Source organism: Actinomyces faecalis, assembly GCF_013184985.2.
GTDB classification, from domain to species: Bacteria; Actinomycetota; Actinomycetes; order Actinomycetales; family Actinomycetaceae; genus Actinomyces; species Actinomyces faecalis.
In genome coordinates this window covers 2,344,026-2,368,969 of record NZ_CP063418.1, presented here as the reverse complement: position 1 = coordinate 2,368,969, position 24,944 = coordinate 2,344,026, and the positions used below count along the sequence as shown (strand labels likewise).

Annotated in this window: 19 protein-coding genes, 3 tRNA genes and 1 pseudogene; 13 read left to right on the top strand and 10 right to left on the bottom strand. The window is 68.3% G+C overall.

Annotation, left to right across the window (positions count from 1 at the left end; translation table 11 throughout):
* The first annotated feature begins 175 nt into the window (after window positions 1–175).
* The 6 genes from HRL51_RS10180 (at window position 176) to HRL51_RS10155 (ending at window position 8,734) form a co-directional block, all read left to right on the top strand.
* Window positions 176–2,596 carry a bifunctional metallophosphatase/5'-nucleotidase gene (locus HRL51_RS10180; RefSeq protein WP_172191630.1) on the top strand — a complete coding sequence of 807 codons (2,421 nt, stop codon included), beginning with the start codon at window positions 176–178 and terminating at the stop codon, window positions 2,594–2,596.
* A gap of 197 nt (window positions 2,597–2,793) precedes the next feature.
* Window positions 2,794–3,234 carry a sterol carrier family protein gene (locus HRL51_RS10175; protein WP_172119377.1) on the top strand — a complete coding sequence of 147 codons (441 nt, stop codon included), beginning with the start codon at window positions 2,794–2,796 and terminating at the stop codon, window positions 3,232–3,234.
* A 20-nt stretch (window positions 3,235–3,254) separates the two neighbouring features.
* On the top strand, window positions 3,255–4,319 hold the full coding sequence (locus HRL51_RS10170) for a 1-phosphofructokinase family hexose kinase (protein WP_172191628.1): 1,065 nt from the start codon (window positions 3,255–3,257) through the stop codon (window positions 4,317–4,319).
* Between the two features lie 124 nt (window positions 4,320–4,443).
* Window positions 4,444–6,195, top strand: a complete 1,752-nt coding sequence (gene purF, locus HRL51_RS10165; protein ID WP_194256553.1) for an amidophosphoribosyltransferase — start codon at window positions 4,444–4,446, stop codon at window positions 6,193–6,195.
* Complete coding sequence (gene purM / locus HRL51_RS10160) at window positions 6,192–7,349, top strand: phosphoribosylformylglycinamidine cyclo-ligase (protein ID WP_172191626.1); 1,158 nt, start codon at window positions 6,192–6,194, stop codon at window positions 7,347–7,349. Before purF ends, purM begins: the two co-directional genes overlap by 4 nt.
* 389 nt (window positions 7,350–7,738) lie before the next feature.
* Window positions 7,739–8,734: an acyltransferase family protein gene (locus tag HRL51_RS10155; protein WP_194256521.1), complete on the top strand. Its 996-nt coding sequence runs from the start codon at window positions 7,739–7,741 to the stop codon at window positions 8,732–8,734.
* Window positions 8,735–9,126: 392 nt separating this feature from the next.
* Here HRL51_RS10155 and HRL51_RS10150 read toward each other — a convergent pair whose 3' ends face one another.
* The 4 genes from HRL51_RS10150 to HRL51_RS10135 form a co-directional block, all read right to left on the bottom strand.
* Window positions 9,127–9,351 carry a DUF3073 domain-containing protein gene (locus HRL51_RS10150; RefSeq protein WP_172119547.1) on the bottom strand — a complete coding sequence of 75 codons (225 nt, stop codon included), beginning with the start codon at window positions 9,349–9,351 and terminating at the stop codon, window positions 9,127–9,129.
* 191 nt (window positions 9,352–9,542) lie between these two features.
* On the bottom strand, window positions 9,543–9,899 hold the full coding sequence (locus tag HRL51_RS10145) for a DUF3618 domain-containing protein (protein ID WP_172191622.1): 357 nt from the start codon (window positions 9,897–9,899) through the stop codon (window positions 9,543–9,545).
* On the bottom strand, window positions 9,896–10,327 hold the full coding sequence (locus HRL51_RS10140; RefSeq protein ID WP_172191620.1) for a DUF3618 domain-containing protein: 432 nt from the start codon (window positions 10,325–10,327) through the stop codon (window positions 9,896–9,898). The genes HRL51_RS10145 and HRL51_RS10140 overlap by 4 nt, the downstream gene beginning before the upstream one ends.
* Complete coding sequence (locus tag HRL51_RS10135; RefSeq protein WP_172191618.1) at window positions 10,324–10,767, bottom strand: phage holin family protein; 444 nt, start codon at window positions 10,765–10,767, stop codon at window positions 10,324–10,326. The genes HRL51_RS10140 and HRL51_RS10135 overlap by 4 nt, the downstream gene beginning before the upstream one ends.
* 389 nt (window positions 10,768–11,156) lie before the next feature.
* Between HRL51_RS10135 and HRL51_RS10130 the strand changes: the two genes are divergently transcribed.
* Window positions 11,157–12,098, top strand: coding sequence for a hypothetical protein (locus tag HRL51_RS10130; protein ID WP_172191616.1), 942 nt, complete (start codon window positions 11,157–11,159; stop codon window positions 12,096–12,098).
* Window positions 12,099–12,261: 163 nt separating this feature from the next.
* On the opposite strand, the gene HRL51_RS10125 is transcribed toward HRL51_RS10130, so the two are convergent.
* Together HRL51_RS10125 and HRL51_RS10120 are read right to left on the bottom strand one after the other, a co-directional pair.
* Entirely contained in the window at window positions 12,262–13,998 is a 1,737-nt protein-coding gene (locus HRL51_RS10125; RefSeq protein WP_172191614.1) for an ABC transporter ATP-binding protein, read from the bottom strand.
* A complete protein-coding gene (locus HRL51_RS10120; protein ID WP_172191612.1) occupies window positions 13,998–16,001 on the bottom strand; it encodes an ABC transporter ATP-binding protein in 2,004 nt (667 codons plus the stop codon). The genes HRL51_RS10125 and HRL51_RS10120 overlap by 1 nt, the downstream gene beginning before the upstream one ends.
* Before the next feature lie 257 nt (window positions 16,002–16,258).
* Between HRL51_RS10120 and HRL51_RS10115 the strand changes: the two genes are divergently transcribed.
* The gene (locus tag HRL51_RS10115) at window positions 16,259–17,986 is read left to right on the top strand and encodes a variant leucine-rich repeat-containing protein (protein ID WP_172191610.1); all 1,728 of its coding nucleotides are present in this window, start codon (window positions 16,259–16,261) and stop codon (window positions 17,984–17,986) included.
* A 33-nt stretch (window positions 17,987–18,019) separates the two neighbouring features.
* On the opposite strand, the gene HRL51_RS10110 is transcribed toward HRL51_RS10115, so the two are convergent.
* Both HRL51_RS10110 and HRL51_RS10105 read right to left on the bottom strand, forming a co-directional pair.
* On the bottom strand, window positions 18,020–19,267 hold the full coding sequence (locus tag HRL51_RS10110) for a glycoside hydrolase family 3 protein (RefSeq protein ID WP_172191608.1): 1,248 nt from the start codon (window positions 19,265–19,267) through the stop codon (window positions 18,020–18,022).
* 27 nt (window positions 19,268–19,294) lie between these two features.
* Window positions 19,295–19,684 carry a metallopeptidase family protein gene (locus HRL51_RS10105; protein WP_172119389.1) on the bottom strand — a complete coding sequence of 130 codons (390 nt, stop codon included), beginning with the start codon at window positions 19,682–19,684 and terminating at the stop codon, window positions 19,295–19,297.
* A 244-nt stretch (window positions 19,685–19,928) separates the two neighbouring features.
* Between HRL51_RS10105 and HRL51_RS10100 the strand changes: the two genes are divergently transcribed.
* From HRL51_RS10100 to HRL51_RS10085, 4 genes are all read left to right on the top strand, one after another.
* Window positions 19,929–20,001, top strand: a tRNA-Glu gene (locus tag HRL51_RS10100).
* Window positions 20,002–20,053: 52 nt separating this feature from the next.
* Window positions 20,054–20,127: transfer RNA gene (locus HRL51_RS10095), tRNA-Asp, on the top strand.
* Window positions 20,128–20,174: 47 nt separating this feature from the next.
* Window positions 20,175–20,247: transfer RNA gene (locus HRL51_RS10090), tRNA-Phe, on the top strand.
* Between the two features lie 1,268 nt (window positions 20,248–21,515).
* Complete coding sequence (locus tag HRL51_RS10085) at window positions 21,516–22,157, top strand: hypothetical protein (RefSeq protein ID WP_172119390.1); 642 nt, start codon at window positions 21,516–21,518, stop codon at window positions 22,155–22,157.
* Between the two features lie 265 nt (window positions 22,158–22,422).
* Here HRL51_RS10085 and HRL51_RS10080 read toward each other — a convergent pair.
* Window positions 22,423–22,785, bottom strand: a pseudogene (locus HRL51_RS10080) (exodeoxyribonuclease III); the annotation flags it as partial.
* 372 nt (window positions 22,786–23,157) lie between these two features.
* Here HRL51_RS10080 and HRL51_RS10075 point away from each other — a divergent pair.
* A complete protein-coding gene (locus HRL51_RS10075; protein ID WP_235954037.1) occupies window positions 23,158–23,784 on the top strand; it encodes a DUF4126 domain-containing protein in 627 nt (208 codons plus the stop codon).
* Window positions 23,785–23,852: 68 nt separating this feature from the next.
* On the opposite strand, the gene HRL51_RS10070 is transcribed toward HRL51_RS10075, so the two are convergent.
* Window positions 23,853–24,866 carry a LacI family DNA-binding transcriptional regulator gene (locus HRL51_RS10070; protein ID WP_172191606.1) on the bottom strand — a complete coding sequence of 338 codons (1,014 nt, stop codon included), beginning with the start codon at window positions 24,864–24,866 and terminating at the stop codon, window positions 23,853–23,855.
* Between the last annotated feature and the right edge of the window lie 78 nt (window positions 24,867–24,944).

Here is a 24,944-nt window from a genome sequence, read left to right as displayed (position 1 = left end):
CTGCGGGGGCGACCAGCGTGAAGCGGCCCTGTGGCTGGAGCGAGGCGTGCTCGGGCAGGGGAAGACAGGACCCGAGGAGCGACAACTTCGTGAGCACTCGTGTGGCGCCCTAGGCACAAGGCCTTCCAGTGCGTAGTTTTGTGGTGATCCTTGTCCCCGCTCACTAGGACTCCTCATGCGTTTGCCTTCACGCACGACGGCGAGCCTCGCCATCGCGGCGCTGGCCGTCAGCTCCCTTGCTCCCGCTGCCCTGGCTGCACAGGAGCAGCCGACCTCCCCGGCGCCTGGCACCAGTGCCTCTGTCTCGATACAGACCGGTCCTGCGCCCGCCACCGGCTCTGAGGTGAGCGATCCTGCCCAGGCTCGGCCTGCCACGGACCAGGACGTCGAGCACGCTGCTGAGGGGCTGGGTGCGGACCGAGCCGCCGCGGCGCCGTCGGCCACGACGATCAGCATCCTGGGCATCACCGACTTCCACGGCCACCTCCTCAAGGACACCGAGTCCCTCAAGGACGGGACCAAGAAGGAGGTCACGGGCGGGGCCACCGGCCTGGCCTGCGCGGTCAGGACGGCGCGTCAGGCCAACGAGAACACCCTCTTCGTCTCCGCCGGGGACAACGTGGGTGGCTCGGCCTACATCTCCTCCATCCTCAAGGACCAGCCAACCATCGACGCCCTCAACGCCATTGGCCTGGACGTCACGGCCGCAGGCAACCACGAGTTTGACCGCGGCATCACGGACCTGGCTGACCGCATCCTCCCGGCGCTCGACGCCCCGGTCCTGTCCGCCAACGTCACCGGTAACGCCCCGCTGAGCGCTGAGGGAGACGGCAACGGCGTCTTCATCAAGGAAGTCGACGGCGTGCGTGTCGGCTTCGTCGGCGTCGTCACCGACGAGCTGCCGAGCCTCGTCTCCGCGCAGGCGCTGGAGGGCCTCACGGTCGCGGACGCCACCGCGACCGCCAACGAGCGCGCCGCGGCGCTCAAGGACGGTGACGAGGCCAACGGAGAGGCGGACGTCGTCGTGGTCCTGGCCCACGAGGACGCGGAGATCTACGGCCACCAGTTCAACGGTGCCGTGGACGCCGTCGTCGCCGGCCACACCCACGTGCCCTTTGCCAAGGTGGTCGACTCCACCCAGGGCACCAAGATCGCCGTCGTCCAGCCAGACCACTACGGCAACCTGCTGGGCAGCATCACCCTGACCGTCGAGAAGGACGCGTCCGGGAAGGCCAGCGTCACGGACCGGACCGCTGAGAACACGCCCCTGGTGGGCCTGACCGGCTGCGAGGACGCCTACGGCGTGGCCGCGATCGTCGAGCAGGCGAAGGCGGACTCGGACGAGGCTGGCAAGCAGGTCGTGGCGACCCTCGGCTCGGACTTCCTGCGCGGCACCCAGGTCACCGACGGCAAGGTCGACGCCCCCGGCTCCAACCGTGGCACCGAGTCCACCGCCTCCAACCTCATCGCAGACTCCTTCGCCTGGTGGGTGGAGAAGAACACCACCGCCTCCGGGGACCACTTCGTCGGCATCATGAACCCCGGCGGCGTGCGCGCCGACTACGGCAAGGGCGAGCTGACCTACGGCGAGGCCTACACCGTGCAGCCCTTCGGCAACGAGCTGGGCTACGGCACCTACACCGGTGCCCAGCTGCGCCAGATCCTCGCCGAGCAGTGGCAGCCCGCGGGCTCCTCACGCTCGGTGCTGACGCTGGGGGTGTCCGGCAACGTGAGCGTCTTTATCGACCAGGACGTGGCCGATGCCGTGCAGGCTGACGGCACCGCGGACCGAACGGGCCTGATCAAGGCCGTGTACGTTGACGGCGCCCCGCTGGCGGACGACGCCAAGGTCGTCGTGGCCTCCAACTCCTTCCTCCTGGCCGGTGGGGACAACTTCGTCGGTTTCAAGGCCGCGTCCTTCACCAACACCGGCATCATCGACCTGGATGCCACCAGCGAGTACCTCCAGGACGCCGGTGACCTCACCGCTAGCTATGCCAAGCGTCAGATCGGCGTCGCGGTGTCCCAGAACCAGGACCAGGCCACCATCCGCCTCACGGGCCTGAGCTTCACCAACGCCGTCGAGCAGCAGGCTGACGGTGCCGCGAGGTCGGTGGCGGCCGTCATCACGCTGGCTGACGGGACGAGCAAGGTCCTGGCCTCGGCTGACGTCGACCGCACGCTCGTGGACTCCGGGCTTCCGAGCACGGGTACCGCGACCTTGACCTTCCAGGTCCCCGGTGCCGTGGCCAGCTCCGCGGTAGTGACCAGCGTGGGGGACCATGCGGCGTTGCTGCCGGTCGGCATCTCCCTGGTGGTGACCAACAACGACGGCTCCACGCGCCAGCTGGAGCTCGCCCTGGAGGTCACCGTTCCGCAGGCTGTGCCTCCGACCCAGGTCACGGAGGAGATCGACGGGACGCCCGAGGCTCCGACCTCCAAGAAGACCGCGCTGGCGAGGACCGGAGCCTCGGTGGGGATCGCCCTCCTGGCTGTCGTCGGTCTCGTGGGTGCCGGAGGCGTCCTCGTGGCGCGGAGGCGTGGAGCCGATAACGGCTCGGCCCAGGACGCTAGCGAGGACGACTCGCAGGAGTGAGCTGCTAGGCGGCACGCCGAGCCGGCTTGGTCCTGCTCGTGGCGACTGCGTAGCCGCGAGGTAAGCCCCTGGTGGGGTACCCGGAGAATGGTGTCTCCGGGCACCCCACCAGGGGCTTACCGTTGGTCCACAGGGGAGAGAGCCCAGGCCAGCCACCGGCGCCGGGAGCCTAGCGGCAGAGCCGCTAGGCTCCCACCATGGCTGCACGACGACGCATCGACATCTCCGCCGGAGCCCAGGCAGTCCGCGAGTGGGCGAGCTCCCAGGACACCGCCGACGGGGCAGAGGACCAGCCCGCACCGGCTGAGCCGTCTCAGGACCGTGGCTCGCTGGCCGCCCGCTCGGCCCGACGTCGCGTGACGGCGACGGCGGTGCGCTTCAGCCTGGAGGAGCTGGCGGCCTGCGCTCCTGGGCACTCCGTGGAGGTACGCGTGCCGCCCTTCGGGGCGACCCAGGCCGTAGCGGGCACGGTGCACCGGCGTGGGACCCCGCCGTCGGTGGTGGAGACGGACGCGCAGACCTGGCTGCGCCTGGCGACGGGGCGGCTCACCTGGGACGAGGCGCTGGCCAGCGGGGCGCTCCACGCCTCAGGCGAGCGTTGCGACCTCTCGCCCTACCTGCCGCTCATGCGAGCCTGAGCGAGGCGGGCTGGGACCACGTGATCGTCACCTTCACCGCCAACCCTTCGCTGGACCGCACCGTCGGCCTCCCGGCGGCGCTGGAGCGCGGCGCGGTCAACCGCGTCGCCTCGGTGACGAGCCAGGCGGGCGGCAAGGGCCTGAACGTCGCCTGGGTGCTGGCTGCTGCCGGCGTGGAGACGACGGCGGTCCTCCCCGTGGGCCCAGGGCCGCTCGGTGCCGCGGCTGAGGCGATGGCGGCCAGCGCCGGAGCACCGCAGGAGGCCGGGTGCCCGGTGCCGGGCCGGCCTGTTCGCGTGTGCCAGGTGGCTGTCGCCGGCGCTACGCGTGTCAACACCGCGGTTACTGAGTCGGACGGCACGACGACCAAGCTCAATGAGCCTGGAGCCGGGCTGAGTGCGCAGGAGCGCAGTGGCCTGGAGAAGACCCTGCTGGAGGAGGCCTCGTGGCCTGAGACGTCCTGGGTGGTGCTCTCTGGCTCGTTGCCGCCGGGGGTGCCGGTTGGCTGGTACGCCCGGCTGACCAGGCTCCTGCGTGCTCACGCGCCGCAGGTGAGGATCGCGGTAGACACCTCCGACGCGGCGCTGGAGGCGCTGGTGGAGTCAGGGCCGGACGCCGCGCCGGACCTGCTCAAGCCCAACGGCTATGAGCTCGGCCAGCTGGCGGGGCTGGGGCGTGAGCAGGCCTGGGCGCTGGAGGAGCAGGCGGCGGCAGGGGAGTACGACGGCGTGCTCGACGCCGTGGAACGGTTGCGTGCTCGCGGCATCGGGCGGGTGCTGGTGAGCCTCGGGGCGGCAGGAGCTGTGCTGGCCGCGCACGACGGGGTCTGGTGCGTGAGGGCTCCACAGGTACGCGTGCGGTCGACGGTCGGAGCAGGAGACTCCTGCCTCGCCGGTTACCTTCTGGGACGGGTGCGCGGAGAAGGAGAGGCACAGAGCCTGGCGCGGGCTGTGGCCTACGGCAGCGCTGCGGCGGCACTTCCTGGTACCGGTCTGCCACGGCCGGAGGACGTGTCGGCTCTCCTAGGGACAGACCCCCCGCGTTCGGGGTCTTCCGTGCAGGACCGGGGTCTGGAACCGGCGTAGACCCCGGTCCCGCACGGAAAACCCCGGTTCCGATGGTGGGCGGCGAGGACGGCCTGAGCGAGAGGCTGACACGAAGGAACGGGCCACAGTGTGGGAGACTGTGGCGGTGAGCCTTGGTGAGAGCATGCAGTCCACCCGCCCTGCGCCGTCGCCGGTCCTTCCGGACCTGGACGCGACCGCCCCAGCCATCGACCTGACCGACGAGCTGGAGCCCGCTCCTCGTGAGGAGTGTGGCGTCTTTGGCGTGTGGGCGCCGGGCGAGGAGGTGTCCCGCCTGACCTACTTCGGTCTGTACGCCCTGCAGCACCGGGGCCAGGAGGCGGCGGGCATCGCGACCTCCGACGGCTCCCACATCCTGGTCTACAAGGACCTCGGCCTGGTCTCCCAGGTCTTCGACGACCGCGCCCTGTCCTCGCTGACCGGGCACATGGCGGTCGGTCACGTGCGCTACTCCACCACCGGCGCTACCACCTGGGAGAACGCCCAGCCCATGCTCGGCCCGGTGGCTGGGTCCACGCTGGCGCTGACGCACAATGGCAACCTCACCAACACCCGCGAGCTCATGGAGGCCGTGCGCGCTACCAGCGGGAAGGACCTAACCGGTGAGCTCGGTCGCGGCTCGTCCACGGACACCGCCGTCATCGCCTCGCTGATGAGCCTCGTCTCCGAGCGTGGCGGCCTGGAGGGGCGCGACGCCGCCGCTGACCAGGAGGCCGCGGGCCTGGGACCTGACAGCGAGGCTGAGCCGGGTGCCCAGCCGGACCAGCCGCCGCTGAGCGTCGCCGAGACCGCGTGCCGCGTCCTGCCGATGCTGCGCGGTGCCTTCTCCCTGGTCTTCATGGACGAGCACACTCTTTACGCCGCCCGCGACCCCCACGGCGTGCGTCCCCTGGTCCTCGGTCGCCTGGAGCGCGGCTGGGTCGTCGCCTCTGAGACCGCGGCCCTGGACATCGTGGGCGCCACGGTGGTGCGCGAGATCGAGCCCGGCGAGTTCCTGCAGATCGACGCCGACGGCGTGCGCTCCAGCCGCTTCGCCGTCGCCAACCGTGCGGGCTGCGTCTTCGAGTACGTCTACCTGGCTCGCCCGGACACGAAGATCGCCGGTCGCTCGGTGATCGCCGCGCGCAACGCCATGGGCGCGGCCCTGGCCCGTGAGCACCCGGTCGACGCGGACCTGGTCATCGCCACCCCGGAGTCCGGGACCCCCGCAGCCATCGGCTACGCCCAGGCCTCGGGCATCCCCTACGGCCAGGGCCTGGTCAAGAACGCCTATGTGGGCCGTACCTTCATCCAGCCCACCCAGACCCTGCGCCAGCTCGGTATCCGCCTCAAGCTCAACCCCGTGCGTGAGGTCATCGAGGGCAAGCGCCTGGTCGTCGTGGACGACTCGATCGTGCGCGGAAACACCCAGCGCGCGCTCGTGCGGATGCTGCGCGAGGCCGGCGCCGCCGAGGTCCATATCCGCATCTCCTCCCCGCCGGTGATGTGGCCGTGCTTCTACGGCATCGACTTCGCCACGCGCGCCGAGCTGATCGCCACAGGCATGAGCGTGGAGGAGATCCGCGAGTCCGTGGGTGCAGACTCCCTCGGCTACCTGTCGGTCGACGGAATGGTCGAGGCCTCCGGGCAGAAGACTGACGACCTGTGCATGGCCTGCTTCACCGGCTCCTACCCGGTCAAGCCCCCGGTCGAGGGCGTGCCGATCGGTACCCTGCCGGTCAGCCGCGTGCCCTCGGTCTACCGACGTCGTCGCGACGCCGCGCCCGTGCGTATCGACGAGGTGACTCGGCCTGACCTCGCCGCCGGCAGCCCTCAGCCCACCAGCCCGTCCTCAGCCAGCCCCGCCTCCGCAGCATCCCAAGGAGAGACCCGATGAGCCAGACTTCCGCCCCTGTCCCCAGCACTGACGAGCAGGGCATCACCTACGCCTCGGCCGGGGTGGACACCGCCGCTGGAGACCGCGCGGTGGAGCTGATGAAGGCCTCGGTCGCGGCCACGATGACCCCGGCGGTCGTCGGCGGCGTCGGAGGCTTCGCCGGACTCGTCGACGTCTCCGAGCTGCGCGAGTACCGCCGCCCGCTGCTGGCGACCTCGACCGACGGCGTGGGGACGAAGGTCGCTATCGCCCAGGCCCTCGACGTCCACGACACCATCGGTCAGGACCTTGTGGGTATGGTCGTGGACGACATCGTCGTGGTCGGCGCGACCCCGCTGCTCATGACCGACTACATCGCCTGCGGTCACGTCGTGCCGGAGCGCATCGCGGACATCGTGCGCGGTGTGGCCGACGCTTGCGCCGCCGTCGGCACGCCGCTGCTGGGCGGGGAGACTGCCGAGCACCCTGGTCTCATGGCGCCTGACGAGTACGACGTCGCTGGTGCGGCCACCGGCGTCGTCGAGGCGGACCGCATGCTGGGGGCGGACAGGGTCCGCGCTGGTGACGTGCTGGTCGCGATGGCCTCCTCCGGCCTGCACTCCAACGGCTACTCCCTGGTACGGCGGGTCGTCGAGCACGCGGGCTGGGGGCTGGAGCGTGAGGTTCCCGAGTTCGGCCGCACGCTGGGCGAGGAGCTGCTGGAGCCGACTGCGCTGTACACGCGGGTGTGCCTGGCCATGATCAACGCGCTGGACACCGGTGCGGCAGCCGGCCCGGTTCACGCCCTCTCTCACGTCACGGGTGGCGGCCTGGCAGCGAACCTTGCCCGCGTCCTGCCTGCCGGCCTCGTCGGGGACGTGGATCGCGCCAGCTGGGTGGTCCCGCCGGTCTTCGACGTCGTGCGGCGGCTCGGATCGGTGCCGTGGGAGGACCTGGAGGGCACGCTCAACCTGGGTGTGGGCATGATTGCCGTCGTCGCTCCTGAGGCCGCTGAGGCGGTGATCCGTGTGGCCGAGGGATCGGGCATCGGTGCTTGGGTACTCGGTGAGGTCCACGAGGCAGCGGGCTACGAGGCGGCAGGCCGCCTGGTATCGGGCACCAAGGGTGTCGACGGCGGAGCGGTGGACATCTTCGGCAGCTACCGCACGGTATGAGCGTCGCAGTTGGTAACGGGCCTAGCACTGACATGAGTCTCGGATCTGCCCTCTCGAACCTCAATAACGCACTGAGTACTGTTCGTCTGTTCGTGGCATTGTGAGTAGTTCGCAGTCATCACGTCCCCAATAGGCACTGCTGTCATCCGCACCATCGGGGCTAGCAAGAAGCATAGGGGTGACGTTCGTCAATGCGATGTCACTGGAGGCTATGAAGGCCATCATGAGTCCACCGATGCTGGGGTTTCACCTAGGCGATTGGTGGAATTCAGGGTACGGGAGTGCTCAATTCCTGAGGTCTGTCGGCACGTATGAGGGACTCGATGTGTCGGCGATAATTCCTGATTGTAAATTTGTTGGCCGAAAACTCTTACTGTAAACTTGTCCGCGTGACACGCAATAGTCAAGCGGACAACCTGACGGGGGCGTCCACCACGGGTGGACGTGCCTACTGGGCTGATTCACTGCGAGGGCTCGCCGTGACCTTGGTGGTGCTGCAGCACGCCTCTGGCGTACCGGATGTGATACTCGGTGCCATTGATACGCCGGTCCTCCAGCAGGCGATGAGGGCGTCCTTGGCGCCTTTTCGCATTCCGGTGCTTCTTGTGCTCTCGGGCCTCATGCTGGAGCGCTCACTGAGGAAGCCTCTTCCTGTTTATGGGTTCGGGAAGATCTGCAAGGTGGTATGGCCGTTTGTGTTGTGGAGCGTGATCACCGTCGTTGCAGCGGGGGAGCGGAGCCACCTTGCGTCTTTCTGGTATTGGATTGGCGGCCCCTTCCATATGTGGTATCTGTCGGTGCTTATTGTCGCCTATATGGTGGGGGTGCTTACGCGCTGGGTGCCGTCATGGGCTATCACCATAGCCTTCATTGCGATGCTGGTCATCGTGGATCCTCAGGTCGGTTCGGTCCGACGGGCGCTGTTTTACGGGGCGATATTCTTCTTTGGTGCGTCTCTGCGTCCGGTGCTGAGTAGGTGGATGTCCTTGAGACCGGTTCTGCCAGCCCTTCTCGGGGTCGTCGCAATCGGCATCGCGGGGGGGGGTCTTATGGGTGCAGTGTCAGTGGACCCGAAAGTACCGTGGACCCTGGCGTACGTGGCGCCCGGAGTCCTGGCGATTCTCTGGGCGTGGCCAAGGCTGCCACGTATCCCGGCGCTTGAGTTTCTTGGGCGGCGCTCCATGGTGCTTTACTGCGTCCACTTTCCCGTGCAGGTGCTCATCAGCCGTTGGTTCGGTTTCCTGGCCCTGGATCACTCACTGCTCCTGATCCTGGCCTGCGGGCTTGGAGGGTTGGTGATCCCGATCCTGATGATCTACGGCTATGACCGTGTTCGGCTCCTGTTCGAGCTGCCCATGCCCTCGTTTCTTAAGCGGAGTAGATAGAGCTGCTACGAGGCAGTCTTTAGTACCTCGATAAGGCTGCGGCTGGTAGCTGTCAATTGGCCAGTGCTACTGGCCAGCATCAAGTGTCAGGGTTGCGACGCTGGCGCCGCCCAGGCAACCGCTGGGCGTTGTCACGGCTTTGTTCCCGGAACTCTCCCCACCGTGGGGGCGCAAAGAGCCCCAAACGATTATGGTGACGGTCAGCGACACACGGAAGGGGATTCTGGCTTCAATTAGGCGCCATCATTGCCTCATGTCCTGCGCCGATCACCAAGCAACCTCTTTGAGGCTGGATGTCGCTCGGTATCGCTCTCAGTAGCCACTGATAAGTCAACAGGGCCCGCCAGGAAAATACCTGGCGGGCCCTGCACCGTTGTGATGAGGAAGAGCTACTACCTGCCTGCACCGGCAGGGCCTGTGCCCCAGTCGTCCTCATCGTCGTCGACGTTGTACTTGGAGGCCAGCTCCTCGTAGTCGATCTCGTCGTCGTCAGTCTCCGCGCCGCTGGACGCACTGACGAGCTCACGCTCGAGCGCCGCGTAGTCGGTCTCCGGGCTGAAGTACTTGAGCTTACGAGCGACCTTGGTCGCCTTGGCCTTCTGACGGCCGCGCCCCATAGGCTCGACCCCCTCCAACAATCTCTGGGCGCGCTGGGCGCGCTTCACTTGGGCAAATGTGTCGTAGGTCGAGCCTACAACGGACCGATAGGTGAGCACCATTCGGAGCTGTGAGTGGCTGACGTGGTGCCAGCCACGTGATGGCCGACCGGGACGGTACGCGTTGAGCGTGCCGTCCGCGGCCGCATTAGTCAGTGTCGTGAGCGACGGGCGACAGCGAGTCCGAGCACCGCAGCCGTGGCGAGCGCACCGCCGGCAACCGCCGCCTTGACCGCGCCTGGCTCGCCCTCACGGGCGTCGGACAGGGTCTGGCTGGCTCGGTCACGCAGGTTGGTGCCCAGCTCTCGCAACGACTTCCCGAGCTCGCGAGCACTCGCCTTGACCTCCTCAACGGCCTCGTGCACCTGTGCGGAAGGAGAGACGCGGTCTGCCAGCGCGTCCACGTTAGCCACCAGGTCCGCGCGCTGACGGGCCAGGTGCGCCTCGATCTCCTCGGGCGTACGCTCGAGTGTCAAGTCCTCGTGCGCTCTGCGGTCCTGGGCGCTCATGACCGTAGAGCCTTGACGACGGCGTAGAGGCTCAGGCCTGCCAGGGCCAGGGCCGCTCCGGTGACGATCGCGAGCGAACGGGGGTCTCCGTCGGCGGCGTCGTCCAGAAGACGCCGAGCGTGGTCGGCGGGGCCGGCAGCGAGAGGCTCGCCGGGTGTGCTGAGCTCGTCGACGACGTCCTCAGCGCGGTCCCTCGCGGCGTCAGCGGCGTCCTGCGCGCGGTCCCTGAGGTCAGCCAGCCCGGCGCGCACACGGACCTTGGCCTCGTCAGCGGCGTGGCGGGCCTGGATCTTGAGCGAGGTGGGGGCCAGACGGAAGCCGAGGTCCTCCAGGTCGTGGGTGAGCCGACCTCGGCGCTCAGCCAGCTCGGCCTGGATCTGCTCGACGCTGAGCGGTGCGGGCGAGGTCTCGGTGTCCTGGGCGCTCACTGGGCGTCTCCCTTCTTCAGACCGGCCTGGACCGCGGTCTTGGCGGTCTCCAGATCCTCCCTGAGGCCCTCCTGCGGGGCGGGCACGTCCTTGGTCCCGGCCTGGAGCCTCTTGACGCCGACGAGGGCGAGGACGGCGACGACGATGAGGATCGCGACGGCGACGATGAGGTAGCCCGCCCACAGGGGCAGGGCCACCGCGATGCCGTGAGCCGCGGCGTCGAAGAGCAGGCCGAGGGCGTACAGGGCCAGGACGCCGGCGACGGCGAGCAGGGCGATACCCGTGCCCATCTTGACGGCCATACGCTTGCCCTTGGCCTTGGCCAGGTCGATCTCACCCTTGATGAGACCGGAGACGTTCTCTGAGATGCGGGCAACGAGCTCACCGAGCGTGGGCTGGGAGGCCTCACGCTCGGGTGTCGGGGGCAGGTTCTGAGACATAGAGGGCCGACCTTCTTCTCATGATGCGACTGGCTGCTAAGCCGCTTGCGGGCATGACAGACAGGTGAAGGTTACCGCGATCGTGCAGGTGCTGAGGAGGGAACCAATGAAGGCAAGGGACGTACGGCGTACTACCTGATCTCACCGCTGCCTGCCCAACGCTCCCACCACCGCCCACTCACACCTCGGACGGACAACCTTTTCGTAAGTCAGACAACCAAGAACCGGGGTTTTATGTTGTCCAAGTTACGAAAAGGTTGTCCGTATATGGGAGAAGGCAGGGCGGGGCCGGGGTGCTCGGGCTCCACAGGCCGGCCCCGTGACACCCTCCCGCCCTTGTGTCCACAGGCCCTCAGTGCGGAGAGCCGGTCATGCGTCACGCTAGTGGCATGTGGGAGTCACCAGTCAGCATCGCGTTGCGTGGCGACGCAGCCGATTCCATGCTGAACCCCGACCTGCTGGCGCGTTCGGCCAGGCAACGTCGGGCTGAGCTGCTGCGGCTGCGCCCGGGCGCCTATGTGTACAGGTCCGAGTTCGAGTCGGCGACGTGGCGGGACCAGCACCTGACGCGCATGTGTGCCATGCGTCTCACTGGCGACCTCGAGCCAGGGGCCATCCTGGCGCGCGAGTCCGCCGCGGTCCTTCATGGCATCCCGCTGATTGGTCCGATGCCTGAGAAGGTCCAGCTGGTCAAGATTGCCCGTGGTGGAGGACGTCTCACACCGACGACGCGGACCCTGTCCGCCCGGCCCGACTGCGAGATTGAGGAGAGCGACGGTGTGCCGCTGACCAGCCTGCGGCAGACGCTGATTGACCTGGGGCGCCGTCGTTCCTTCTCCTCCACCCTCGTCAGTCTGGACGATGCCCTGCGTCAGGGAACGACGTCGAAGGAGAGGCTGTTGGAGCTTCTTGCCGTTCAACGAGGGTGCCGTGGGAACAGCAGGCTGCGTGCGTGGATCGCAGTGGCGGATCCGCGGTCGGAGTCACCAGGGGAGAGCCTGAGCCGGGCGGTCATGATCGAGCACCACCTGCCACCGCCTGACCTGCAGACGAAGATCTATGACCGTCACGGGGTGTTCGTTGGCAGGGTGGACTTCAGCTGGCCAGAGCTCAAGGTCATCGGAGAGTTTGACGGTCGCATGAAGTATGACCAGGAGGTTTACGGCCGTTCCATGGATGATGTCCTCTTTGAGGAGAGACAGCGTGAGCAAGCGTTGATGCGGGCCAGCGGGATGCAAGTAGTGCGCTGGCTCTGGGGCGACGCCCTGAGAGAGGGCGGGAGAGAGATGCTGGAACGCCTGGCGGACGCAGGCGTGCGCTCGCTGTACTGAGTATGTGCTGCCTCGCCGGTGCGGTCCTCCCGCCTGCCGACCCGCCTGCCCACTGGCCCCTCATACGGACAACCTTTTCGTAAGTTGGACAACCAAGAACCAGGGTTTTACGTTGTCCAACTTACGAAAAGGTTGTCCGTATGGAGGGATTGGGGGCGGGTACTTACTCCTGGCTCCACGCCTCCCAGAGGCTGGCGTACTCCCCGCCGAGCGCCACGAGCTCGTCGTGGCTGCCCAGCTCTACGATCCGCCCGTCCATGACGACGGCAACCCGGTCCGCGTCCTGCGCCGTGTACAGGCGGTGGGCCACCTCGACGACGGTGCGTCCTGCCAGGGCGGTGGACAGCGTGCGCTCCAGGGCGCGTGCAGAGCGAGGATCGAGCAGGCTCGTGGCCTCGTCCAGGATAAGGGTGTGCGGGTCCAGCAGCACCAGGCGTGCCAGCGCCACCTCCTGCGCCTGCGCCGGCGTGAGCGCCAGATGCCCGGAGCCGACCATGGTGTGCATGCCCTCGGGCAGCGCCTCCACCCAGGCATCGGCGCCGATGGCGCGAACCGCCTGGGCGATCGTGTCGTCGTCCGCGTCTGGACGGCCCAGGCGCACGTTGTCCGCGATCGTGCCCACGAAGACGTGGTGCTCCTGAGTCACCAGCGCCACGTGACGACGCAGCTCGTCCTCCGTCAAATCCGTCAGCGCAACCCCGCCCACGGTCACGGTGCCAGAGGACGGAGGGTTGATGCCGGCCAGCATGCGCCCCAGCGTCGACTTGCCTGAGCCGGAAGGACCGACCACGGCCAGGCGCTCACCTGGGCACAGCTCCAGGTTGATCCCGTGCAGCACCTCCGCCCCCTCACGGTAGGCGAAGCGCACGTCCCTCAGCTCCATCCGGGTGCCGTCGGGCTTGGCTCCCGTAGGCGTGCGGTCGGCCGGTACCTCCTCCACGCCCAGGATGCGGGAGAGGGAGGCCTGTGCCACCTGGACGGTGTCGATCCAGAACATGAGCTGGCCGATGGGCTTGCGCAGCTCCATGGCGTACAGGGCCACCGTGGTGATCGCCCCGAGCCCCACGACGCCGCGTCCTGCCAGGAAGGATCCCCACAGCAGGATGACGACGACGGGCGCGCGCCAGGCGACGTCCAGCACCAGGAAGAGCCGCACTCGCAGCTGAGCGGTGAACCGCTCCAGGCTCCACGCCTCGGCGACGGAGGTGTCGATCGCCGCCTGACGCTGGAGGCCTAGGCCCAGCGCGTCCACGGTCTCGGCGTGCTCGACGGTCTCGGAGACCACGCCGTTCAGCCGAGCGGAGGCGGCGGAGCCGGCCCGGTAGGCCGGCACCGCCAGGGGCAGGTACCAGCTCATCATGAGGTAGACAGGCGGCGCCACCACCAGCAGCCCGAGCGCCAGCAGCGGGTTGGACAGCGCCGCCGCCGCGATCGTGAAGATGATCGTGACCGTGCAGACCATGATCTGCGGGATGCCCACGCGCACGAGGAACTCAATGCGGGAGACGTCATTGGTGGTGCGTCCTACGAGGTCCCCGGTGCCGGCCGACTCGACGGCGGACAGGGGCAGGTGCACCACTCGGGTCATCATCCGCTCACGCAGGTCGGCGAAGACCGCCTCGCCCAGCGTGCGCGCGTGCATCTGGGCGTAGCGGTTGACGACAGCACCCGCGATGGTGACGACGATGATGGCCAGGGCCACCCGATCCACGTACCCGGCCGTGCCCGCTCCCTCAGACACGCGGGTGACGAGCTGGCCCAGCAGCTGCGGGGCCACGAGAGTGGCTAGGACCGCCACCACCTGCAGGACCAGCACGTCAACGAAGCGCCACCGGTAGGAGGCCATGATCCCGAAGGTCTTGCGCATTGCGACCTTGCCAGGTGCCACAGGCAGCGCCATCAGCGCCCCACCTCCTCGGGGCTCGGGCTGGGCTGGCCGACGGCGTCGCCCGCCACCTGGCCACCGCCACCACCGTGCGCAGGAGCGTCAGAGACTTCCTCACCACTGGCCCGCGCGACGACCGTCCGGTAGGCCAGCGCGGCCTGCTCACCGGCTCGGGCGCGTGCCAGCAGCTCGCGGTGCGTGGCACGCACACGCTCGCGGCCGGCCTCATCCAAGAGCACAACCTCGTCGCAGGCTTCGAGCACGAGTGGTGACTCGGTGACGATGACCGTGGTCCGTCCCGCTCGCACCCGCTGGATACGTCTGGCCACCCGGGACTCGGTGTGGGAGTCCAGCGCGCTGGTGGGCTCGATGAGAACGAGCGTGGGCGCCTCGGTCAGAAGGGCTCGGGCCAGCGCCACGCGCTGGCGCTGCCCGCCGGACAAGGACCGTCCCTTCTCCGTGATCATGCCGGCCAGCCCCTCCTCCAGGGAGGACAGGACGTCATGGGCGTCAGCGACCTCAAGGGCCGCCAGCAGGCGCTCGTCCCCGGCCTCGCGGACTGCGACCTCGTGCACGTTCTGGTCCACGGCCGCCACGCTCGTGCGCTCGGCCTCCGCCGCCACGAGCTGCCTGACGGCGACCGGAGCGGGTACGGCGGCTCGGCGGACGTCGAGGGCCTCGCGCAGGGTCCCGGTGAACAGCTGGGCGGTCGCTCCGGAGACGACGACGCTGGCGCGCACGTCCTCCAGAGGCATCTGCGCTAGCGGCCGGCCGTCGAGCGTGACGGCGGGCTCGGCGTCGTCGAAACGGCCCAGGCGGGTGGCCAACGAGGTGGAGATGGACGGGCTGGCGGCGACCAACGCCGTCATGCGCCCGGGCGCGATTCGTACCCCGGAGGCTGAGTCGACCAGCTCGCCGGCACAGGCCGTGCCGCGCGCAGGGTCCAGCGTCAGGCGTTCCGTGGCGCTTCCCGCCACAGGGCTGACCTGCAGGAGCCGGAAGAGCTTGCGCGCGCCCACGCGGGCACGGGTGTAGTCCTGGACGGAGCTGGAGAACTCCATCAGCGGCCAGGACAGGTAGGCGGTGTAGCCGTAGAAGGTGACGAGCTCGCCGGTGCTCAGGTTCCCGGCCACGGCCATGCGTGCAGCCACCCACACCACCACAGCTACGAACAGGCCCGGCAAAAGCACCTGCAGGCTCATGAGAACCGACTGCGTGCCGGCCACGCTCACTCCGCGGCGGCGCAGCTCCTGGGAGGCGTCACGGTAGCGCTGGGCGAAGACCTCCTCGCCGCCGATCCCGCGCAGGATGCGCAGGCCCGCCACTGTGTCAGTGGTGATCGTGGTGACCTCGGACTGCGCCTCACGCTGGTAGGCCTGGCGCCGTTGGAGCGGCTTGATGACCAGGGTGACGATCCAGGCGACCAGCGGCATCCCGACCAGCGCGATGAGCCCGAGCTGGACCGAGGTGCGCAGCATGAGCACGGCGACGACCAGGAAGGAGGTCGCGGCACCGATCAGGCCCGGCAGCCTCTCGATGAAGGTGCCGATGTACTGCGCGTCCGAGGCCACGACCGCGGCGACCTCGCCGGTGGAGACCTGACGTGGCAGGTCCGCGCCGGTGGTGGCCACCTGGCGTCCTACCAGCCGTGAGACGTCGAAGGTGGTGCGCATCCAGGCGTGGACGCGCACGTAGGACAGGGTCGTGTCCGCCACGGCGTAGACGCAGAAGAGTGCCAGCAGCCCCAGGCCGATGGCCCACACACGCTCGTTTAACCCGTTCTCAATCCCGGCATCCAGTGCTGCACCGAGGAAACCAGGGATGATGGCCTGGATGACGCTGGCGACGACTGCGGCGAGCGTGGCGAGCAGCACGGGCATGGCGGCGCGACGAAGCAGCCACCTCAGCAGGTGCCCTGGTGTGCTGGTGCCAGGTTGAGGCAGCGGGTCCCCTGGTTGGGGAAGGAGACGACGGCGGCCGCCCGCCTGCGGGGCGGGGGCGTGAGTATCTGGTGGCATGGTGGGATCAGGCTAGCGAGCACCTCCGACACGATGACCGGTCGTGACTGTGGGAATCGACGCGCGCAGATGCGTGACTCTCCTGAGGAGCTGTGGGCGGACAACCTTTTCGTAAGGTGGACAACGTAAAACCTCAGTTTTTGGTTGTCCACCTTACGAAAAGGTTGTCCGCTTGGAGGGGAGGGGCGGGGGCTCAGCGCGGGTAGCATCGAAGCCGCCGCCCCGGTACGCCCCGTCTCCTCCCGGAAGGCTCGTGCATGGACTCCGAACAGACCCGCCTGGTCGCGCTCGCGGCGGACCAGGAGCTGGCCTCGACGACCACGGACTTCGCCCTGCAGGCGGCCATCGCCCAGAACCGTCCCGACCTGGTGGAGGCGCTTGCGCGCAACACCTCCCTCTATGACGACCTGCGCACCTGGGTGGACGAGCAGCTGGCGGGCTCCGGCACGCAGGCTTCCGAGCCGGCCGAGGACCAGGCCGGGACGACGGCGCAGCCGGCTCCGGCGGACGCTCTCACCTGCGCTGCTGGGACGACGTCCTCCGCTGCGGGATCCCACGGCTCGGTGCTTGCCGTAGCAGCCGCGCTCGCGGCAGACGCGGACGTGGCCACGAGCACGGCAGACTTCGAGCTTCAGGCGGCGATCGCCCAGCACCGCCCAGATCTTCACTCGGCGCTGTCCTTCAACCCTCTGCTCTACCCGGATCTGCGCCAGTGGCTTGAGGCCACCGGACGGGATGCGGCGGGAGCCGGGGTCGCGGAGGCGGACCCGCCGTACGCCACCTCCGCCTCGGTCGCGGGGGCTTCCACGCCTGAGGCCTCGGAGCCGGTGGCTGGCACGCTGCCGGCACCTGTGTCTACCGTGCTGGACGCGGTTCCGGCTGCGCTCAGCCCGGCCCCTGCACCTGCCGCCGGCCCGACGCCCGTGCCTGTGGCTGTCTCAGCCCCGGGCGCCTCCGATGCGGGGCCGGGTGAGCCGCCGCTGCCCTCAAGCACCAGCCTGTCGCGCCAGCGGACCTGGCTGGCGGCCGCCGTCGTCATTCTCCTGCTCGTACTGGTGGGAGGCGGGACTGCCTGGTACGTGTCCACTCGCGGTCAGGGCTTCGAGGTCGCCGGTTCCACCTCGGACCAGGACTCCATCGTGGGGGAGGAGACCCAGGAGCCTTCCGGGGACGCTACGCGCTGCGGGCAGGACCCGGACGTTAACGTCACTGACGTTGAGGACACGGCATCAGGTCTGCGCGTGAGACTGGACGTGAAGGCGACCTGCGAGGGTGGGGACGTCCTGTCCGGAGCGCAGAACGTGGTCAGCCTCTACGCCCCCTCGTCCACCTCTGGCAGTGGCGATGCAGACAGCCTCGTTGCGCTGGGGCACGTGGACTTCTCTGCCTCGCCGGTCGGGCTGGCGCCGCAGGGCCAGGGCACGATCGTGCACATCACTTTCGGCTCCGCTCAGTACTTCCGGCCTGCGGCTGAGCTCGACCCCTCCTCGATGAAGGCTGTGCTCTCCCTGGACCGCTCGGGCGTCGAGAGCGCGCCGGTGACCTCTCAGGGGCCGTCCTTCACGGCCTTGGCCACCGGTGGTGACGCCGCCCAGGCGGACTCCGCAGCGGCTGCGGCCCTGACCTGGCAGGAGGCCAAGGACTACGACACGATCGTCTCTCGCGTCAACGGGACGTGGGTCCCGCAGATCTCCTCCAAGAGGCCTGGCCTGGTTCTCGACGGTGAGACCTGGGACAACCGGATGGTGTGGGAGCACTACCTGCGTACTCGGGCCGTCTACCCGAAAGCCCTGCTGCTGAACTCAGACAGCTGGTCCGTCTTTGACGCCGGCGGCCACTGGTGGGTCATCATCGTGGCAGAGCCCTACCCCACTCCGGAGGGGGCCAACGGCTGGTGCGATGCCCAGGGCATCTCCAAGGACGACTGCTTCGCCAAGCAGATCTCCGTGGGCGGCTCCTCCGAGGGCACGACCAGGCTGCGCTAACGGCCGCTCGGGGAGGATCGTGACACTGGTGCGTCAGCGCTGCGCCTTGAGCGTCAGCACGCGCCGGGCGGCGGCCGCGACCTGCTCGGCGAAGGCCGGATCGGCCTGCGCCTCGGCGATGAGCGCGTCCAGCATGGCGGGGGCGACGGAGGAGTCGGCCGAGGCCAGCACGATGTCGCAGCCGGCACGCACCGCGAGCACGGCACGCTGCGCTGGAGACCAGGCCTGGACCTGTACGGCCGCCGCGACGTCATCGGTGACGACCACGCCTGTAAAGCCCATCTCGCCGCGCAGGAGCTCGGTGACCACGGTGGGGGAGAAGACTGCCGGCGCCTCGGGGTCGATGAGGGAGTAGAAGGCCGAGGAGACCATGACGGCCTCGGTGCCGGCAGCGATCGCCTGTGCAAAGACCCCGAGCGCCGCGTCACCGCGAGTGGTGACGGAGTCGGTGACGTGTGCGGTCACGTCCGTGTTGCCGACGGTGCGTCCCAGCCCGGGGAAGTGCTTGATGACAGGGACCACGCCGGCCTGACGCATCCCGGCGTTGAAGGCCACCACGTGCTCGGTGACGCTACCGGCTTCAGCCCCGTACTGGCGGTCCCAGTGACCGATGGGAGTGTTTGAGCTGGGGTCGGTGACGTCGACGAGGTCGGCCACCGGTGCCAGGTTCATCGTCACGCCCGCTGCGGCAAGCTCGCCGGCCCAGCCTGACGCGGCTGTGCTGAGCTCCTCGGCGGACCAGGTGCCCTGCGTCGTGGCCTCGGGGATCCTGGTGAACCCCGTGCCGGAGAGGACCTGGACGTTGCCGCCCTCCTGGTCGGTCGCGATGAGGAGCGGAGCGCTCTGACCGGCGGCCGTGGCGCGGGCCGTGAGGTCGTCCACGAGCGCGCGGGTGGCGGCGACGCCGGCTGAGGACCGTCCGGACAGGAAGACCCCGCCGACGTGCCGGGCGAGCAGCGAGTCGACCGCCCGGGCACTGCCCGTGGCAGGAACGCCCACCATGAGCAGCTGACCCGCCGTCTGCTCGATGCTCCAGCCTGCTACGGGGTCAGCGCCGGCCTCGGCGGTCGGTGTGACCTCGGGCGCCGCAGGAGCCGACGGTGTGGCTGACGGCGTGCTGGAGGGCGCCGGAGCCGCCGTGGGGGCGGGGCTGGGCTTGCGCAGCCAGGCGAGTGCCGCCGTCGTCCCGGCTGCCGCCGTGGCGACGAGCGCCGTAGCGCCGATGACTGCACGACGGGACATACGGGAGCGGGAATCGGCCGAGGGGAAGACGTGCCTCATGGCAGTGACCTTAGCGACAGCGGCGGGCTACTCCCAGCCCAGCTCGTGGAGGCGTTCGTCATCGATGCCGAAGTGGTGGGCGATCTCGTGGATGACGGTCACGGTGATCTCCTCGACCAGCTCCTCGCGGCTGCTGCACCAGCGCTCCAGGGGGCCCTTGAAGATGAGGACGCGGTCGGGCAGGACCAGGGACCAGGAGGCGTCGCGCTCGGTCAGGGGGACGCCGTCGTACAGGCCGAGGAGCGTGGGTCTGCCGAGCTCGTCATAGTCCTCCGGGCGCAGCATGTCGGGCTCGGGCTCGTCCTGGACGAGGATCACGACGTTGTCCATGGCCTCGGCGAGGTCGGGCGGCAGGCTGTCGAGGGCGTCGCTGACGGCGTCCTCGAAGTCAGCGTCAGGCAGGTGGACAGGGCTCATGGGGTCAGCCTGCCACGCGGTCGGGGTGGGGCTGGCAGGGACGTGGTCTGGGTCTCGGGCTCAGGGCGCCGACGGCGTGAGCGTGGGCAGGTGGTGGAGTGGGTGAGCTGGTAGCCGAGGCAAAGCGCGGTATTGCGCCGCTTCCTCGCGGTGAGCAGCGTCACGGCATTTTGATTTGCGTGAGTGCCGACCGTCCCCTTAGTGTTCTACCCGGTTCAAGGCGCGACGACGCCAAGGGCACCAGGCCCCCATCGTCTAGCGGCCTAGGACCCCGCCCTTTCACGGCGGTAGCACGGGTTCGAATCCCGTTGGGGGTACGGCTTGTGCGAGTGAAAACGGCTCGTAAGAGTCAGGCTTCGTGCCGAACGAGGCCTCGTGGCGCAGTTGGTTAGCGCGCCGCCCTGTCACGGCGGAGGTCGCGGGTTCAAGTCCCGTCGAGGTCGCGGAAGCGAGTCGGCCCGGTCGTCATGGCCGGGCCGATTCCATCCGAGGCTCTGTAGCTCAGTTGGTAGAGCGTTCGACTGAAAATCGAAAGGTCACCGGATCGACGCCGGTCGGAGCCACCGCGAAAGGCCCGGATCCCACAAGGATCCGGGCCTTCGCTATGCCTACCGGCAGGCGAGCGACGGTGTTCCAGGTGGCACAGTCCGTGAGACCCTCAAAGGGTTACAGGACAAGAAGTGTGTCTGTGCTGGGTGTGTCGTGGGGTGTTAGCCGGTTCGTCCGGCCCAGCCTTTGCGGGTCCAGAGGCCTTCTTCGGGTGTCGGGGTGGTGCCCCATTGGCCGGGGTGGATGGTCTTGCTGGTGGGTTTTGGGTGACGGGTCAGGTCTCGGATGGTGTCACGGTGGACGTGGACCAGGCGGCGCTGGACGGGTGTGGTGGGCCAGAGGGTGGCGATGGCTTTGAGGGCGCCGCCTGCCCGTCGGTGGTGACCAGGTTCGGGGGGGGCAGGCGCTCAAGGAGGGCGGTGTAGGCGGCGGTGTTCTCGCTTGCGGCCCACTGCCAGCCAATCACGTGGGTGGGGCTGCGGGCTACCAGGAGTACCCACCCGCCTGACAGCCGTATCCCGTTGATGAACACCTGGGAGAGCACCTTACCGGTGACAGGCGGCTTGGGGACGGGGACGTTCCAGCCCCAGGCGGTCCGGCGGCGAAACGCCCTGTCGTGACCGCTAGCAGCCTCGGCCTGAGTGTGTGTGCTGGTAGCCCAGGCGATGAGCTCGGCCAGCGCATGAGGACCTGTGCTGGTGCCGGGGCGCTGCGGGAGAGGACTCCCGTGCCAGCCCGACCTGCCCGCTCGGCTCTCAACACCATCAGCCGCCTGCCACAGAACTGCTTCCGCACCGCGGGGTAAACGCCCCGTGTCGGCCCAGCTGACCCATTCAGCCTTCAGCACCATCACTGGCATGTCCGAACGCGTCACACTTCCCAACGAGACCAGGAGGCCAAGTTCATAATCACCTTCGATACCTGCGCCGTACCAACAGAAACAACGGGAAGGCGAGGACGGTGCTGCGTTTCGGGTCCAGTTAAGTCACAGCAAGCCCCCTCCCTCAACTGACAACCCCAAGGAGGCGCACATCTCTCGATCCGCTCAAGCATGACTAGATGACGCATCGGCGTGTCCACCACTGTCAACGCGTTGGCTGGCGCATCATGATGACGTTGATCCGAGCAGCATGATGAGAGCCCCCATCTGCACTCTGAAAAGTGATAATTGACATAGCGGTTGCGCGGGGGGGGGGATGTAGATCTAACCTCGTGCTACACGCGTCGTATCCGCGATGCCGCATACCCCATGCGCCCCACCTTCACTCGTAGGAGATCAACAATGTCCGTCCGTACACGTATCGCGACCGCTGGTGCGGCCGTTGCCCTGCTCGGCGCTCTCACCATGCCCGCCGCTGTTGCCGCCACCGAGGACTCCTCGGCTGACACACCTACCACCACCGAGGCTCCGGTAGTCAACCCTGAGCTGCGTGACCTGCTTAGGGGTCTCGATTTGGAGCCGGCCGAGGACTCGGTCATCAACAAGGACCTCATCGACAAGGACAAGCTCGACGAGCTGAACAAGGTCGTCAACGGCGAGGTCGAGGACTCGGTCATCAACAAGGACCTCATCGACAAGGACAAGCTGGACCACCTCAACAAGATCGTCAACGGCGAGGTCGAGGACCCGGTCATCAACAAGGACCTCATCGACAAGGACAAGCTGGACCACCTCAACAAGATCGTCAACGGCGAGGCCGAGGACCCCGAGGCGATGCCTTCCGAGGAGGCTCCCAAGATGGAGACCTCCGAGAAGGACACCGAGAAGGACACCGAGAAGGACACCAAGAAGGCTGACACCAAGGAGAAGGCCTCTCGCAGTGGCCTGGCGAAGACCGGCCCGGCTACCCTCGCGGTCGCGGCGGGCGCTGTTGCCCTGGGTGCCGGCGGCACCGCCGTCCTGCGCCGTCGTCGCCTCGGCTGACGCCACCTACGATGGTGCACATGGAGCACCACCCCTCGCGCGTCTGTAGGGCTGCGCCCTACCGTTGTTCGTGACTGATCGGTCCCTGTCCTGAGCCAGGACAGGGACCGATCGGCTTTGTGTCACCGGATGGTCACTGGCCTCAGGGCATACCGGGCTCTGAGCAGCGCCCTGGCAGACGGGCTCGGCTGAGCCCGGGGGAGGCAGCATCGGGGAACACGTCTTGATACACGCGTTAAACGGCGCGGCTACGCCAGCCAGGGCGTCAGTCGACCTCAACAATCACCGGCACATGGTCTGAGGCCCTCTGCCCTTGCGCTCGTCGCGGTCAATCGCCGCGCCCGCGATCCGTGAGGCAAGTGCCGCAGAGGCATACACGAAGCCGATCCGCATGCCCTCATTCCTGGGGAAACGAAGCTTTTGGTAGTCCCAGAAGGTGTAGTTCGTGACCCGCGAGCGCGTCACCTCTTCCATCCCCACCTCCTCGAAGGCTGCGAAGCGTCCCGGTCCAGACTCGACACATGCGGGGCACCCTCAAAGGCGGCCACATCCCACACATCCTCATCACGCGGCGCCACGTTCCAATCCCCACCAAAGCCAGAGGCATGCTCGGGTCCTCAGCGAGCCAGGCGCCCACGTCCAGGCTCCACAGGGGATCGGGGCGGGGGAGGATGTTCCGGAGAAGGCCGCCTCGAAAGGCTCCCGGGGAAACTGCTCGGGCTTGCACCTCCAGCGGGGATGGCCCGCGCTAGTGGGCCTGTTGCGCTTGGTCTGGCCCCGTGTACCACATACCGTGGCCTGTTGGTCGTAGGCGTCCCCAATCGTGCCCGCGCACCAATTCATTACGACTTTCCCGCACTATAACAACGCAAAACCCATCTCGTAGACACAGTTCCTGTCCTATAACCACCCAGGTGGCACAGTCCGTGAGACCCTCACAGCGCGCGGATCTCGCGCCCTCGCCACTCTTATCCCCGTTCAGGAGTCTTCTGTGGATGCGATGACCGCCATGCTCATGTCGATCGGGACCGGGACGGCCTCAGGCCTGCGGCCCTACCTGACGGTCCTGGTCATGTCTGTGGCCGGGCTCGCAGTTCCAGACTCCACCGGTGGCTTCCTCCACCAGGTTGATGCCGCGATCCCGCCTGCGATAGCGAACCCGTGGGTGGCGGTGATCTGCCTGGTGCTCGCGCTGGGCGACGGCGGCCTGGACAAGGTCATCGGGGTGAACCTTCCCCTGGAGGGGGTCAACCAGGTCCTGCGGCCCGTCTTCGGAGTGTTGGTGGGCCTGGGGCTCGGTTCTCAGGTGAATGCGGGCACGATGGTGGTGGCAGGCCTCCTTGGTGGGGCGACGGCGTTGCCCGTGAGCCTGGGTAAGGGAGCGGCCACGGCCGGTTCGACGGTGCTTGCTCCCTCAGCCACGCTCCAGGTGCTGCGGAGCATCGGGGAGGACATTGGCGCGGTGGTGCTGGCCGTGCTGGCGATCGTGGCGCCCCTGCTGGCGGCTGTGCTTGCGTTGGTCGTGGTGGTCATGGCGGTCAAGGTGGTCGTGATGGTGCGTCGCCGCCGTCGCTTCAGGTGCTGGACAGTCGGTCTCGCCCCCGCCCGGGGTGAGACCGACTGCTGAGGAGCGAAAACGACGCAGGGGATGAGGCCTGGAGCCGGGTCGCGTAGCGGGAGCGACCGTAGGCAGGCTCAGCAGGACTCGCGCTCGACCAGGCCGGTCTCCAGCATGACCGGCTCACCGTCCCAGGTGCCGGCCAGGATCTCCAGGAGCATCTGCGTGGCACGCACCCCCAGGATCTCCGGCGGATTGTCCAGGGAGGTGAGCGGTGGCTCGGCCCTGGCGGCCTCGGGGCTGTTGTCGCAGGCCACCAGCCTGACGTCACGGGGTACCACGATCCCGCGCCGGCGCCAGGCCTCCATCGCGGCCATCGCCATGAGGTCGGAGCAGGCGAAGACCGCATCCGTCTCACCGGACTCGATCCGCGGCGCCAGGGCCTCGCCGGCCGCGCGCCCGGACTCGGCGGTGAAGGCGCCTTCCAGCACGAGCGGTGCGATGCCCTGATCCCCCATGACCTCGCGGAACCCGACGAGGCGGTCGTGGGAGGAGACCATGTCTAGCGGGCCGGTGATGATCGAGGGCCGCCGCGCGCCGTGCGCCAGAAGATGACGGGCCGCCATACGCCCGACCTCAGCATTGTCAATGTCCACCCAGGACTGCGGAGGCTCCTGCTCCAGACGCCGACCCACGAAGACCACGGGGACCTGCGCGCTCATGAGCGCCTCCACCTGGCCGGAGAAGCGGTGGTGGGAGATGACGATGACGCCGTCGACCGAGCCGGTGCGCAGGTAGTTCGCCGTCCGGCGCCCCGTCCCCGCATGGTCCGCGAAGGCCATGATGAGCTGGATGTCCGCGGCGTCGAGCTGGCGCGAGATCGCCTGGACGGTGCGCACGATGAAAGGGTCAGTGAAGACCATCTCATCAGCCTCGGGGATGACCACGGCCACGGTGTTTGTCCGGCTGGACACCAGCGCCCGGGCAGCGGAGTTCGGCACGTAGCCCAGCGCCGTGATGGCGGCCTGGACCGCCTTGGTCTTCTTGGGGCTCACCCCACCGTCACCGCGCACCACGCGCGAGGCCGTGGCCCGTGAGACCCCGGCAGCCCGTGCCACGTCCTCCAGGGTCGCTCGCCCGACCATCGTCATCCCCTCGTCCTCCTTGTGCCACGGCCCAGCCTGATCCTCACCCGAAGGCGGTGGAACAGGCAGGGCCGGATGTCCTGG